Source organism: Paenibacillus sp. Mc5Re-14 (assembly GCF_001049835.1).
Taxonomy (GTDB): domain Bacteria; phylum Bacillota; class Bacilli; order Paenibacillales; family Paenibacillaceae; genus Paenibacillus; species Paenibacillus polymyxa_C.
This window is the reverse complement of sequence record NZ_CVPD01000001.1, coordinates 1,036,859-1,049,010: the sequence shown is the minus strand read 5'-3', so window position 1 is coordinate 1,049,010 and position 12,152 is coordinate 1,036,859. Positions and strand designations below refer to the sequence as shown.

General features: G+C 44.9%; 12 protein-coding genes, 1 tRNA gene and 1 riboswitch. Of the genes, 9 read left to right on the top strand and 4 right to left on the bottom strand.

The annotated features are described in order from the left end of the window. Window positions 1-13 precede the first annotated feature (13 nt). Both BN1546_RS04905 and BN1546_RS04900 read left to right on the top strand, forming a co-directional pair. Window positions 14-388 carry a helix-turn-helix domain-containing protein gene (locus BN1546_RS04905; RefSeq protein ID WP_013369933.1) on the top strand — a complete coding sequence of 125 codons (375 nt, stop codon included), beginning with the start codon at window positions 14-16 and terminating at the stop codon, window positions 386-388. Between the two features lie 88 nt (window positions 389-476). Next, entirely contained in the window at window positions 477-860 is a 384-nt protein-coding gene (locus BN1546_RS04900) for a helix-turn-helix domain-containing protein (RefSeq protein ID WP_013369934.1), read from the top strand. 117 nt (window positions 861-977) lie between these two features. Here BN1546_RS04900 and BN1546_RS04895 read toward each other — a convergent pair whose 3' ends face one another. Both BN1546_RS04895 and BN1546_RS04890 read right to left on the bottom strand, forming a co-directional pair. Next, window positions 978-1,199, bottom strand: coding sequence for a Rha family transcriptional regulator (locus BN1546_RS04895; protein WP_013369935.1), 222 nt, complete (start codon window positions 1,197-1,199; stop codon window positions 978-980). A gap of 291 nt (window positions 1,200-1,490) precedes the next feature. Beyond that, on the bottom strand, window positions 1,491-2,228 hold the full coding sequence (locus BN1546_RS04890) for an urease accessory protein UreF (RefSeq protein ID WP_058829162.1): 738 nt from the start codon (window positions 2,226-2,228) through the stop codon (window positions 1,491-1,493). A gap of 263 nt (window positions 2,229-2,491) precedes the next feature. On the opposite strand from BN1546_RS04890, the gene BN1546_RS04885 reads away from it, so the two are divergent. Continuing rightward, window positions 2,492-2,574 (top strand) — tRNA-Leu (locus BN1546_RS04885). 148 nt (window positions 2,575-2,722) lie between these two features. Here the strand turns inward: BN1546_RS04885 and BN1546_RS04880 are convergent. Beyond that, entirely contained in the window at window positions 2,723-3,208 is a 486-nt protein-coding gene (locus tag BN1546_RS04880) for a glutathione peroxidase (protein WP_081317828.1), read from the bottom strand. Window positions 3,209-3,672: 464 nt separating this feature from the next. Next, window positions 3,673-3,846: riboswitch (cyclic di-AMP (ydaO/yuaA leader) on the top strand. Between the two features lie 113 nt (window positions 3,847-3,959). On the opposite strand from BN1546_RS04880, the gene BN1546_RS04875 reads away from it, so the two are divergent. The 6 genes from BN1546_RS04875 (at window position 3,960) to BN1546_RS04850 (ending at window position 10,315) form a co-directional block, all read left to right on the top strand. Then, window positions 3,960-4,355, top strand: coding sequence for a hypothetical protein (locus BN1546_RS04875; RefSeq protein WP_016820703.1), 396 nt, complete (start codon window positions 3,960-3,962; stop codon window positions 4,353-4,355). Window positions 4,356-4,539: 184 nt separating this feature from the next. Further along, window positions 4,540-4,617, top strand: a complete 78-nt coding sequence (gene kdpF / locus BN1546_RS28450; protein ID WP_090739127.1) for a K(+)-transporting ATPase subunit F — start codon at window positions 4,540-4,542, stop codon at window positions 4,615-4,617. A 145-nt stretch (window positions 4,618-4,762) separates the two neighbouring features. Continuing rightward, window positions 4,763-6,439, top strand: coding sequence for a potassium-transporting ATPase subunit KdpA (kdpA, locus tag BN1546_RS04865; RefSeq protein WP_090736245.1), 1,677 nt, complete (start codon window positions 4,763-4,765; stop codon window positions 6,437-6,439). Between the two features lie 54 nt (window positions 6,440-6,493). Next, on the top strand, window positions 6,494-8,524 hold the full coding sequence (kdpB, locus tag BN1546_RS04860) for a potassium-transporting ATPase subunit KdpB (protein WP_090736241.1): 2,031 nt from the start codon (window positions 6,494-6,496) through the stop codon (window positions 8,522-8,524). Between the two features lie 19 nt (window positions 8,525-8,543). After that, window positions 8,544-9,272, top strand: a complete 729-nt coding sequence (gene kdpC, locus BN1546_RS04855) for a potassium-transporting ATPase subunit KdpC (protein ID WP_090736238.1) — start codon at window positions 8,544-8,546, stop codon at window positions 9,270-9,272. A 167-nt stretch (window positions 9,273-9,439) separates the two neighbouring features. Next, on the top strand, window positions 9,440-10,315 hold the full coding sequence (locus tag BN1546_RS04850) for a GNAT family N-acetyltransferase (protein WP_176702320.1): 876 nt from the start codon (window positions 9,440-9,442) through the stop codon (window positions 10,313-10,315). A gap of 103 nt (window positions 10,316-10,418) precedes the next feature. Here the strand turns inward: BN1546_RS04850 and BN1546_RS04845 are convergent, their stop codons facing one another. Further along, window positions 10,419-11,738, bottom strand: coding sequence for an Nramp family divalent metal transporter (locus BN1546_RS04845; protein WP_013369945.1), 1,320 nt, complete (start codon window positions 11,736-11,738; stop codon window positions 10,419-10,421). Window positions 11,739-12,152 lie beyond the last annotated feature (414 nt).

The window sequence follows — 12,152 nt, the reverse complement described above, 5'->3', positions numbered from 1 at the left end:
GGAAGGAACTTCTATGCAATCTATTTACCAACGCATTGAGGAGCTCATTAAGGAACGAGGTATGACGAAAAAGGCGTTTTGCCAGCAGTTGGGCATTAGTACAGGAAACTTTGGAGATTGGAAAAGAGGAAAAACGACACCGGGCACGAATAAACTCATTGAAATCGCTTCGTTTTTTAATGCTAGTCTGGATTGGATTATGCTGGGTCGAGATGTGCAGAGTAAAGTACTAAAGGAGTCGCAGGACCCTTATTTTTTTGGAGCTTCAGGGCAACTGAATTGCCAGGGGGAATCGCTAAGTGAGGCGGAAAGAGATTTTATACTTGAGTATATTGAATTTACCCGCTTTCGTAAAGAGAAAAACCAGCATAATTCAACTACTGATTAATGTTTTCTGTGAGGTTTGATAAGGATATTCTAATGTGTGCAATTGAAAAATAATTAGAAAAAAGCTACAGTGTCGGAGGGGAAACGTTTTGGGAGATCAAACTATTTATCAGCGGATTGAAGCTTTAATTAAGGATCGGGGAATGACCAAGAAGGCATTTTGTGAAAAGCTTAAAATCAGCTCAGGGAATCTCGGTGATTGGAGAAGAGGAAAAACAACGCCAGGTACCGCCCATTTGATTCAGATTTCGGACTTTTTTAATGTATCGCTCGACTGGTTGATGAAAGGAATTAAGCCGGGGGAAGGCGTGCTTCAGGAGCAGAAGGCTGCTTATTTTTTTGGGGTGATGGGGCCATTGAATTGCCAGGCTGAAGATCTTGAGACAGAAGAACAGAACTTTATTTTAGAATATGTTGAATTTGCGAAATACCGTAAGCAAAAAAGGGAGAAGGACAAAGCGAAACTTGAATAATCTATGGCTAAACGCCTGGGTGGATAACCCGTAAAACGGACTAAGGGGTTCGGTTTACGGGTTTATTTGATTTCCTGATAATATGGCGGCGCGTCGGATGCTGGATGCTTGTTGGGTTTAGTGTGGTGTCGCCTCCTTATAATCGTTATCGTCGATATTCAGAATTGCAGCAACTTGTTTTCTGTACCTTTGTGCTTTACGGGTGCCGTGAATCAGATTGGACAAGCGTGAAGGCGGGATATTGTGTGTCTCGCAAAATGTTTTCTGATCCAGTCGAAGCTCGACAAGCCTTTGTTTGATGGCCCACCCGAAGGAGGTGACAGGCATTTTGTTGTTCAAGAGAAATCGCCCCTTACGGATTCTTGCAGAATAATTGGTGTGATATAATAATCATCAGTAAACATGTTAGAATTAACCATCTAAAACTATGATACACTTTTATACGTGTTTATACAATCTTAAATACGTTATTTTATTAAAATAATTACTTAATTAAGTGCAAAAAGTGAAAATAATCCGACTATAGTCTGTGAGTGGTATGAATTTGGATACATGAATTAAAAATACTCTGCCGCTTGAGAAAAGGGCAGAGTATTTTTATTGTGACTGCTAGACTGGTAAAACGACGCATCAGAGGGAGGCTGGAAGGCGTTTGAATAGGATGGAGGAGGAAAAGGGCCTGGATGCATTCAAATGGCTACTATGGCTCATATAGGGTGGCTGAGTGATGTAGGAACTGGTCTGATGGCTATGGAAAAGGTGAGGCTGAAATAAGCTTGGCGTAGGTTCGTTAAATTTCTTCCAGGTGGTGAGCAACTCGCTGGTCATGTGATCGATAAGAGGATTCTTTTCCTCGTAAGGAGGATTGAGCAGTCTGAAGGCATCTTCGATACAGAAGGATACCGCTGTGGCAAAATAGCCGTGAATGGTCTGTTCTATATCGGTTCCGAGAAGGAAGTTAATCCAAGTGTGGACAGTAGCGAGTGTGCCAATTGCATTGTATTGAGTGAGTGTGTCTTCCAGTTGGTCAAATGCAAGCCAAGGATAAAGAGCCTTGGTGAGCTTGAGCAGACGCTGGCCAGAAAGTCGCGATTTTTTCACATACTGCGAGGAAGGGTGCTGGGTGTACAGCATTTTATCAATAAGGGCGATCCGCCAACCGTCATTCTGCTGGATGGCTGCATACAGACTTTTGATGGCCATGCCGTCAAGGGTTGTAATTTGAGGATACCAATCGTCTCGCATAAAATGTTTCAGATCCTGTAGACTGTTCAAGTTTCCGTTACGGAAACGTTCATCCAGTCCGTAGAAACGGGTAAAACCACCAATGGGTAGGGAAGGGTCCAACAACAATGCGTAGTTTAGCAATCGGTTACCTTTATGCAGGATGGTTCGCCTCCTTGAGGTGAATATTTGTGTTAGTTTATTTGACTCTAATCTTATTTATATAATAATAGTTCAATTATTTATGTAATATATATTTACACTTCGAGCTCTTTCATGTCAAATTAAATAATTTTATTGCTTATATATGTTATATAAAGTTACACTAAAAATAATTATAATATTATTGTTTACAAATTGTTGCTGAGAGAGTATAATAAATCTGTTGCCTCAATACATTGTGACATGCGGTCGTGGTGGAATGGCAGACACGCTATCTTGAGGGGGTAGTGGGCGTACGCCCGTGGAGGTTCGAGTCCTCTCGACCGCATTATGTGTAATACCCAGTTGAAAAAGCATCCTGACACGTTTTACGTGAAGGGGTGCTTTTTTCGTTAAATATTTTTCGTTATATCATTCTGTTACAGAAGCGGTCATATGGACAGCGGACCGCTCGTTAACTGTAATGAAGAAAGATGTCAGTTTTTCCGCAAAAGCTTCTCAATATCTCCTATAAGCTTATCTGGAGTGGTTTGCGGCGCATAACGCTTAAATACGTTACCTTCTCGTGTAATTAAGAATTTAGTGAAATTCCATTTGATCGCTTTGGAGCCTAATACTCCTGGAGCAGTGTGGGTCAGGTAGTGAAATAAAGGATGTGCCTGATCACCGTTGACATCTGTCTTGGCGAACATGGGGAAGGTTACACCGTAATTGATTTGGCAAAACTCGGAGATCTCCTCGCTGGAGCCCGGCTCTTGTTTGGCGAACTGGTTGCTGGGAAATCCCAAAATTTCGAGCCCCTGTTCATGATACTGGTCATATAGCTCTTGTAGCGCCTTGTACTGGGGGGTTAACCCACATTTGCTGGCAGTATTCACGATAAGTAGAACTTTCCCTTCGTATGTGGATAACGGAATTTGTACCCCTTGTAGGGTCTGTGCATCATATTTATATACGGTCAAGATATCCCTCCTCATTCAATATTCTGCAATTAAATTGTAAGCAACTCAACAAGGGGTTGCAAGTCCGGAAGAGTATACGGGCATTGGACCATTGTAAAATCGTCTTTTGTTCAAAACGGTAAATCGCACTTCAAATGGAGCTAATTGAGGTGTTTCTTCTCATAAAAACGGGTTCAATCGGTAATTATCTGGCACATATAGCGTATTTTCTTTCCTTTTTGCAAATAAGGAGTAACTAAGCCATACCCTACGCCAATATTGACATGCCTTTCATTTTCAAAAAGGGGTGAAATACAGAGTTTTAAAGAGATACGAGAAGCATAGATGCCTTGTAAGCGTTATTCTTAATCTCCTATGCTCTAAAGGGTGATTTATAGCCCCGCCGTTGAGCTTTACAGTCTTCCTTGCACGGGTGTATGATTCAAGACGTAATTTCAAATTAACACCAATGAAGCAACAACGAATTGTCTAAAGCGCTGAATTTTGCAGTTGCAAAAGCGGGGGAACCAACGAGTATGTACGGCTTTGCAAGCCGTGTGTGTCTCATGGGGTGAATTTTCCGGCCAAGTGCCGTAAATAGGGCGACTCTCACGTCCGAATCCGACAGCTAACCTCGTAAGCGTACAGGGAGAGGCAACAAACCGCCGTGTGCAACCATGGTTTATTTTATCATGGAATGTATGAAGCCGGAGGAAGCCTTTTTCCTTCGGCTTCTTTTTGTTGTCTTTTTATACCGGGAGAGGAGCTACTGATGGAAGGTCGGTTAATTATTGTCACTGCACCGAATGAAGCGGGCAGAAGTTTTGTGAAATTGCTTATGTTTAAAAAATTGGCGTTTGCAGTTCTCACAAATAGCACTCAGGAGGAACGACAGCTCAAAAAAATGGGTGTGGAGCATATTGTGCGCATCAATACGATGCAAGCGGGAAAATGGAATTTTCCTAAAAAAGAAATTGGTAGTGTGTATTTGTTCGAAAACAGCTTGAATCTGACTTGCCGTTTCCTGCAAATATGTCGGCCACTAACATCAGAATTGATCTATGTTATTACGCACGGCTGTAATCCACAAGGAATTTATCGGGGATTGGGAGCGGACCATGTGATCTACACATTGAACGGAGAGGTGGGTTTCCTGCTGAACGGATAAGCACTTATAACATAGCTGGTTTATGATTTTATGATGGAATCGGAAATGACGATCTGAAGAGCGATACGGAGGGTATGAACATGATGGATTTATACATGCTGCTCATAATGGCTGTGAGTTATGGAGTGATACTGCTGTTTGTACGCTGGTGTGATGCGCAGACCTCAAAAGGAGGCCGAAGAGGATGATTGTTGTGCTAGGACTCACGGCTATTGTGTTCGTGTATTTAATCTACTCACTCCTGAATCCTGAAAAGTTCTAGTCAACTATAGGATCGAGCAGGCGGGAACAGCAGATCAAGAAGGAAGCATCAGAGGTGTAGATTTTCGCAAACGTGTGCACTCAATGGATGTTCTGAATCAGGTCTGTTGTTCCAAATGCAGGAGCATTTTAAGGAGGAATAGAGGATGGAGCTACTGCAAATTGGAATTGTGATCGTCATATTGCTGCTCTTGGTTAAGCCAGTGGGTACCTATATGTATCACGTATTTTCGAATGAACCGAATCGGACGGATCGGATTTTTGGTGGGACGGAAAAGCTGATTTATAAGGCTGTAGGCTTGAAGAAACAGGACAGCATGCGTTGGACCACGTATGCTATGAGTTTCATTGCAACCAATGTGGTGCTTGTGGGGATCAGCTACCTGCTATTGCGCTTGCAGGCTATACTCCCAGGCAATCCGGTTGGAAACAGCAATATGGAAGCATCATTGGCCTTTAATACGGTAATCAGCTTTATGACCAATACGAATCTCCAACATTATAGCGGAGAAAGCGGGCTTACGTATCTGACACAGATGGCGTTCGTCACGATGATGATGTTTACTTCGGCTGCTTCGGGGCTTTCGGTTGCTGCGGCTTTTATGAGGGGATTGACGCGGCGCGGTGAAGGGCTGGGTAATTTTTTTCAAGATTTTATTAAAGCCAACATACGGATTTTCCTGCCGCTTGCCTTTATACTTACGCTGGTGCTGGTGGGACTAAAAGTACCACAGACGCTACAGCCTACAGCGGATATTACGACTTTAAGCGGTACACAGCAGCAGATTGCTATGGGACCTATTGCCTCATTGGAATCCATCAAGCATTTGGGCACGAACGGGGGCGGTTTTGCGGGAGCTAATTCTGCTCATCCTTTTGAGAATCCAAGTCCTTGGACGAACGTACTGGAAATTTTAGCAATGTGGGTAATGCCGGCTTCGCTGCCGTATACTTTTGGATTGTTTGCCCGTAATCGCAAGCAGGGCTGGATTATTTTTAGCTCGATGATGGTCTTGTTCCTTATTTTTCTATCCATAACGTATGTGTCGGAGAAGACAGGTAATCCGTTAATCCAGGCACTGGGTATGGATGCATCTCAGGGAAGCATGGAAGGGAAAGAGGTTCGTTTCGGCATTGGACAATCGGCATTATTCACTGCGGTCACAACGGCGGCGACGACAGGTTCGGTCAATAATATGCATGATACACTGACCCCGCTAGGTGGTATGGCTGCTTTGGGAGAAATGATGCTAAACGTCATTTTTGGCGGCAAGGGCGTCGGGCTGATGAATATGCTGATGTATGCGATTCTGGGGGTGTTTATATGCGGTTTGATGGTCGGAAGAACCCCGGAATTTATGGGTAGGAAAATTGAAGGCAAGGAAATGAAGCTGATTGCGATTGCCATTTTGGTACATCCGTTTCTTATTCTTGCTCCAACTGCGCTTGCGTTTATGAGTCATTGGGGATACGATGCGGTCTCTAACCCCGGATATCACGGGTTGACTCAGGTGCTTTATGAATATGCATCATCTGCGGCAAATAACGGTTCAGGATTTGAAGGCCTTTCAGATAACAACGTGTTCTGGAATGTTACAACAGGAGCAGTTATGTTTTTTGGACGATATGTATCCATGATTGCATTGCTGGCTGTGGCAGCTTCGTTGAATGCCAAAGCCCCGACCCCGGTGACGATAGGCACACTGCGCACGGACAACAAGCTGTTTGGAGCCATCCTCATCGGAGTTGTTCTGTTGATTGGTGCGTTAACCTTTTTGCCGGTGATCGTATTGGGTCCTGTAACTGAATTTTTGACCATGTGATGAAAAATGAGCATGAAGAAGAAAAATGAGAATGGATGAACGGGGTGCTTGATCATGAAGGAAGAACGCAAACGCATGCTGGATAGAAGCATCTTGAAGCAGGCGATCAAGGATAGCTTTATCAAATTAAATCCAATGATCATGATGAAAAATCCTGTCATGTTCGTCGTGGAGATCGGTACATTGGTCGTACTGCTCATGCTACTGCTTCCCGGTTATTTTGGAGCCGGCAAGGAAATGGGCTTTAACTTGGCTGTATTTATTATTCTGTTGTTCACGCTGCTTTTTGCTAACTTTGCCGAAGCGCTCGCGGAGGGACGGGGGAAGGCACAAGCTGCTTCCTTAAAAAAATCCAAGCAGGACTCGCGAGCTAATAAGCTTGTCGGAAATGAGATTCAAGTAGTCAGCTCGACAGCATTGCGTAAAGGTGACGTGGTAATCGTCTCTCAGGGCGAAATGATTCCAAGTGATGGTGAGGTCATTGAAGGCCTGGCTTCGGTGGATGAATCTGCGATTACGGGAGAATCAGCTCCAGTCATTAAGGAATCGGGCGGTGATTTTTGCTCGGTAACTGGCGGGACGCGGGTGGTCAGTGACCGCATTAAGGTGCGGATTACGACTGAGCCGGGTGAGACGTTTATTGATAAAATGATTTCGCTCGTGGAAGGTGCACAGCGGCAAAAAACGCCAAATGAAATTGCACTGAATACATTGCTGATTAGTTTGACGATTATTTTTCTAATTGTGGTGGTGACGCTGGCTCCGATAGCCCGTCATTTTAAGATTGATTTGCCTGTTCCCGTGCTGATTTCGTTGCTAGTCTGTCTGATTCCGACCACGATTGGCGGGCTTTTGTCGGCTATTGGGATTGCCGGTATGGACCGGGTTACCCAGTTTAACGTGCTGGCCATGTCAGGCAAGGCGGTAGAAGCATCCGGGGACATCAATACGATGATTCTTGATAAAACGGGTACCATCACCTTCGGAAACCGGATGGCGAGTGAATTCGTGGTGGTGGATGGTATAGAAAAGGCAGAGTTAGCGAAATGGGCGGCGATGAGTTCACTAAAGGATGAGACACCTGAGGGGCGCTCGGTGCTGGAATTGATGCGCAAGCAGGAGTACACGCTGGATGAATCCTTGGCAGCAGGTGGGACCTTTATCGAGTTCAAGGCAGAAACCCGGATGAGTGGTCTGGATCTCGCCGATGGACGAAGAGTACGCAAAGGCGCCGTGGACTCTGTCCGGCAGTGGATTGTATCGCAAAAAGGCAGTGTTCCGGCCGATCTGGAGGAAAAAGCAAATCAGGTAGCCGCAGAAGGAGGTACACCGTTAGCGGTGGCGCTGGATGATCGGATATACGGCATTATTTATTTGAAGGATACGGTGAAGCCGGGCATGAAGGAACGCTTCGATCAGCTTCGGGAAATGGGCATCCGCACGATTATGTGTACCGGTGATAATCCGCTGACCGCTGCTACAATTGCACGTGAAGCAGGTGTGGACGATTTTGTAGCAGAAAGCAAGCCGGAGGACAAAATTGCGGTTATCCGCCGTGAGCAGGAGCAGGGCAAGCTGGTTGCCATGACTGGAGATGGTACCAATGATGCGCCTGCGCTGGCCCAGGCAGATGTCGGTCTTGCCATGAATAGCGGTACGGTCGCGGCCAAGGAAGCTGCTAATATGGTGGACCTGGATTCTGATCCGTCCAAAATTATTGAGGTGGTCACCATCGGAAAGCAACTGCTTATGACACGCGGGGCATTGACAACGTTCAGTATTGCGAACGATGTTGCTAAATATTTTGCCATCATTCCGGCGATGTTCATGCTGGCTATTCCACAAATGAGTGCACTGAATGTCATGGGACTGGGTTCCCCGCTCTCGGCTATTTTATCGGCGCTTATTTTTAATGCAGTCATTATTCCACTTCTGATTCCGCTGGCAATGAAGGGCGTGAAGTATAAGCCAATGAGCTCGGATCGTTTGCTGGGACGGAATTTACTGATTTATGGCCTGGGCGGTATGGTGGTACCGTTTGTCGGCATTAAGGCCATTGATTTGCTGGTACATTTGTGGATTTAGCGCAGAAAGGGTGAGCGACATGAGTGGTTTTTATCGGATGTTGTCTGGACGCAGGTTTGCTGCACATGAGAAAGCCGGATCTGGCGGACAAGGTCATAACAAGCGTACAGGGACGGAGGCAGTGCCGGAAAATCAACCGGAGAGACATGAGATGCGAGGAAGCGCGGTTATTGGAGTGGCTTTGCGAACTTCTGTGCTAATGATCCTATTATGCGGATTGGCATATCCGCTAGTTAGTACAGGAGTGGCGCAAGTCCTGTTTCCGCAGCAAGCAAACGGCAGTATGCTTCGTGACACGGAGGGGCGAGTAATCGGCTCTGAGCTGATTGGGCAGTCCTTTACCAATCCGGCGTTTTTCCAAGGTCGGGTATCAAGTATCGATTACAATGGGGCTGGTTCAGGCTCAAGTAATTACGCACCCTCGAACCCGGCATTGGTGCAGCGGATCAAGGATTCTATTGCGGATTGGCAGAAGCATAATCCGGATGTACCCGTCAGTCAGGTTCCATTGGACCTGATTACGAACTCCGGCTCCGGTCTAGACCCACACATCTCCCCACAGGCGGCACAGGCTCAAATTCCGCGTATTAGTGGCTTGACGGGGATTGGTCAGGACCAGCTGAAGACGCTGGTGCAGGAGCAGACAGAAGGCCGCAGCGCCGGGGTGTTCGGCGAGCCGCGTGTGAACGTGCTCAAGCTGAATCTCGCGCTTGAAGCTCAAGTGCAGACGAAGGCTGGCAAGCGTTGAGAATATAATATTATTGATTTGTCTGATGATTAAGTTAAAATTATACTCACATATGCTCAAGGAGGCGGTCCGAATGGTAACGATGAATAAGCGGACAGACTATAGAAGGACAGCGCCTAATCGTCCATAAACTGCGTGTTTTCTTCTTGATGAGGGTAACAAATAATATGCAGGAATATAAAATTTTAAAAATGAATGATTTTTCAAATCATCAGCTTTCTCGGGTACGAATGTTAGAACAACTATGCAAGGATTTTGATGGTTCAAGTTTGAGAGTGGGTATAGAAAGCCTAAAAGAAAACGGTGGGGATAAAGCATTCCTTTGTCAAATGGGCAACCAGCTCATTGGCTATCTCAGTTGGTATACATCAGATGAAATCGAAGCTAATATTAACGCTATGGTTCATCCGGATTATCGGCGTCAGGGTGTGTTCCGCTCCTTAATGAACAAAGCTGCAACAAAGATGCAAATACAAGGCATCAAAACATGTCGTATCAGAATCCCGTCCAATTCAAAACCTGGAATAGATTGTGTGAAGCACTTGGGGGCGAACTTTAATACGTCTGAATTTACTATGCATTTAGTTCAGTTCCGCTCTGATATGTTACATCATTCCGGCTTAGTTTTGCGACTAGAAGAAGCTCAAGATTTTGATTTTATGGTTAAATGTTCGTCACAAGCTTTTGGGGATTCAGAGTCTTGGACAAGGAACTATTTTAAACATACGAGAGAACCAGAACGTGTTACCTACCTCGCTCTAGATGTTCTGACACCGGTTGGAATGATCCGAGTCAATCATGTTCATACGGATACAGCAGTTATTCATGATTTCTGTGTTCATCCATTATACCAAGGCAGAGGGTATGGCCGGGAAATTCTTGCTCGTGTGGTTAACATCTTGCTTGCCAAGCAGTACACTCAGATTCGACTAGGAGTGGTTACTCAAAATAAACGCGCCTTGAATCTCTACAGGTCAATAGGGTTTGAGATTTCTGCTGAGTCTCATTATTATGTGAGTGCAATACTCCATTTTAACAATTAAACCAACACTTATTTATAGAGGACCAATAAAATAGGGTGAGTAAAAAAAGGTATCTCGCTGCCATGGAGGCAAGTGAGATACCTTTTTATGATTTTGCTACCGATCAACCTGTAATTGTCTGAATAATAAGCACTACATTCAAGATAATGATGATAGCGGTCACGATCCAGGTTAGTACTTTTTGCCACATTTTATTCGCAAATTCACCCATAATCTTTTTGTCACTGGTAAAGAGCAGTAATGGAATGATGGCAAAAGGAAGCTGGATGGATAAAATAACCTGACTCAGCACAAGCAACTCTTCCGCACCTTTTTCACCTGCAATCGCAGTGACGATGACCGCTGGAATGATCGCGATAAGACGGGTCACCAGACGACGCAACCAAGGTGAGAGACGAAGATTCAAGAAGCCCTCCATCACGATTTGTCCGGCTAAAGTACCTGTCACGGTCGAGTTTTGACCTGAGGCGAGTAACGCCACTCCAAACAGTATGCTCGCAAGTGTGGTTCCCAGCAATGGCGAAAGCAGATAATAGGCATCACTAATCTCTGCTACATCTGTTCTTCCTGCTGTATGGAATACGGCAGCTGCTACGATCAAGATGGCTGCATTAATGAATAGAGCGAACATGAGCGCTATACTGGAATCCCAAGTTGCAAATGTAATAGCTTCCCGTTTACCTGCTGATGTCTGCTCATATTTGCGGGTTTGTACAATAGAAGAATGCAGATACAGGTTATGTGGCATTACGGTAGCTCCCATAATACCGATGGCAATATACAGCATGCTTGGATTCGTCAATATTTGTGAGTCCGGTACAAAGCCACCCAATACGCCGCCCCATTCTGGTTGTGCCAAAATGAGATTAATGCCAAAACAGCCGGCAATCGTGGCCATTAATACAATAACGAGGGTTTCCAATGCCCGGAAACCTTTATTTTGCAGCAGCAAAATGAGCATAACATCAAATGCGGTAATGATGACTCCGTATAGTAACGGGAGACCGAACAGTAGCTTCAGGGCAATGGCTGAACCGATGACCTCGGCCAAATCCATGGCTGCAATGGCAATTTCACATAAAAGCCATAAGCCGATCGCGACAGGGCGACTGTAAGCATCCCGGCACATTTGAGCCAAATCTTTACCTGTAGCAATACCGAGCTTGCCAGATAAGGCTTGCAGCAGAATGGCCATCAGGTTGGAGATTAGAATAACACTAAGTAGTGTGTAGCCGAATTTTGATCCGCCAGCGATGTCTGTAGCCCAGTTGCCAGGGTCCATATAGCCGACAGCAACCATATAGCCTGGTCCAGCAAAGGCAAGAAACTTCCGAAACCAGGTCCCATCCTTCGGGATGCTCAAAGAACGATTCACTTCTGATAGTGAAGCGATTTCCGCGAAGTTGCCCTTTGAATTTTTCATACGCTTCACCTTCTTTGTTCATATTGAAATATATTATTAGTGACATAGCGATTGCGTTATCCCTATTGTACACCCACAATAGTTTTTGTCTAGTGCAACTTTTGTGTGGTCAAGCAAAATCATCGTATTTTTGAAGCAATTGACCATCTTAATTAAAACTAAACAATGGAAAAAACCAAGCTATATTGCTCTCAAGGGGCAGCTTGGTTGTTTTGGATTTTCTAAATGCAGGCGGCCCATCAAGTTAGGGGTTAGGGGCTTATAACATATAGTGTAAACACAAAAGAGGTGGAACTAAACGGTAAATAATACGGTAAATAAACGGGTTATCATCCCTTTTTAAATGATTCATTTTGCGTGGCTCGTTTAAAGTACATACGAGAAGGAAATCATGTATTAACATGACGAGGATTC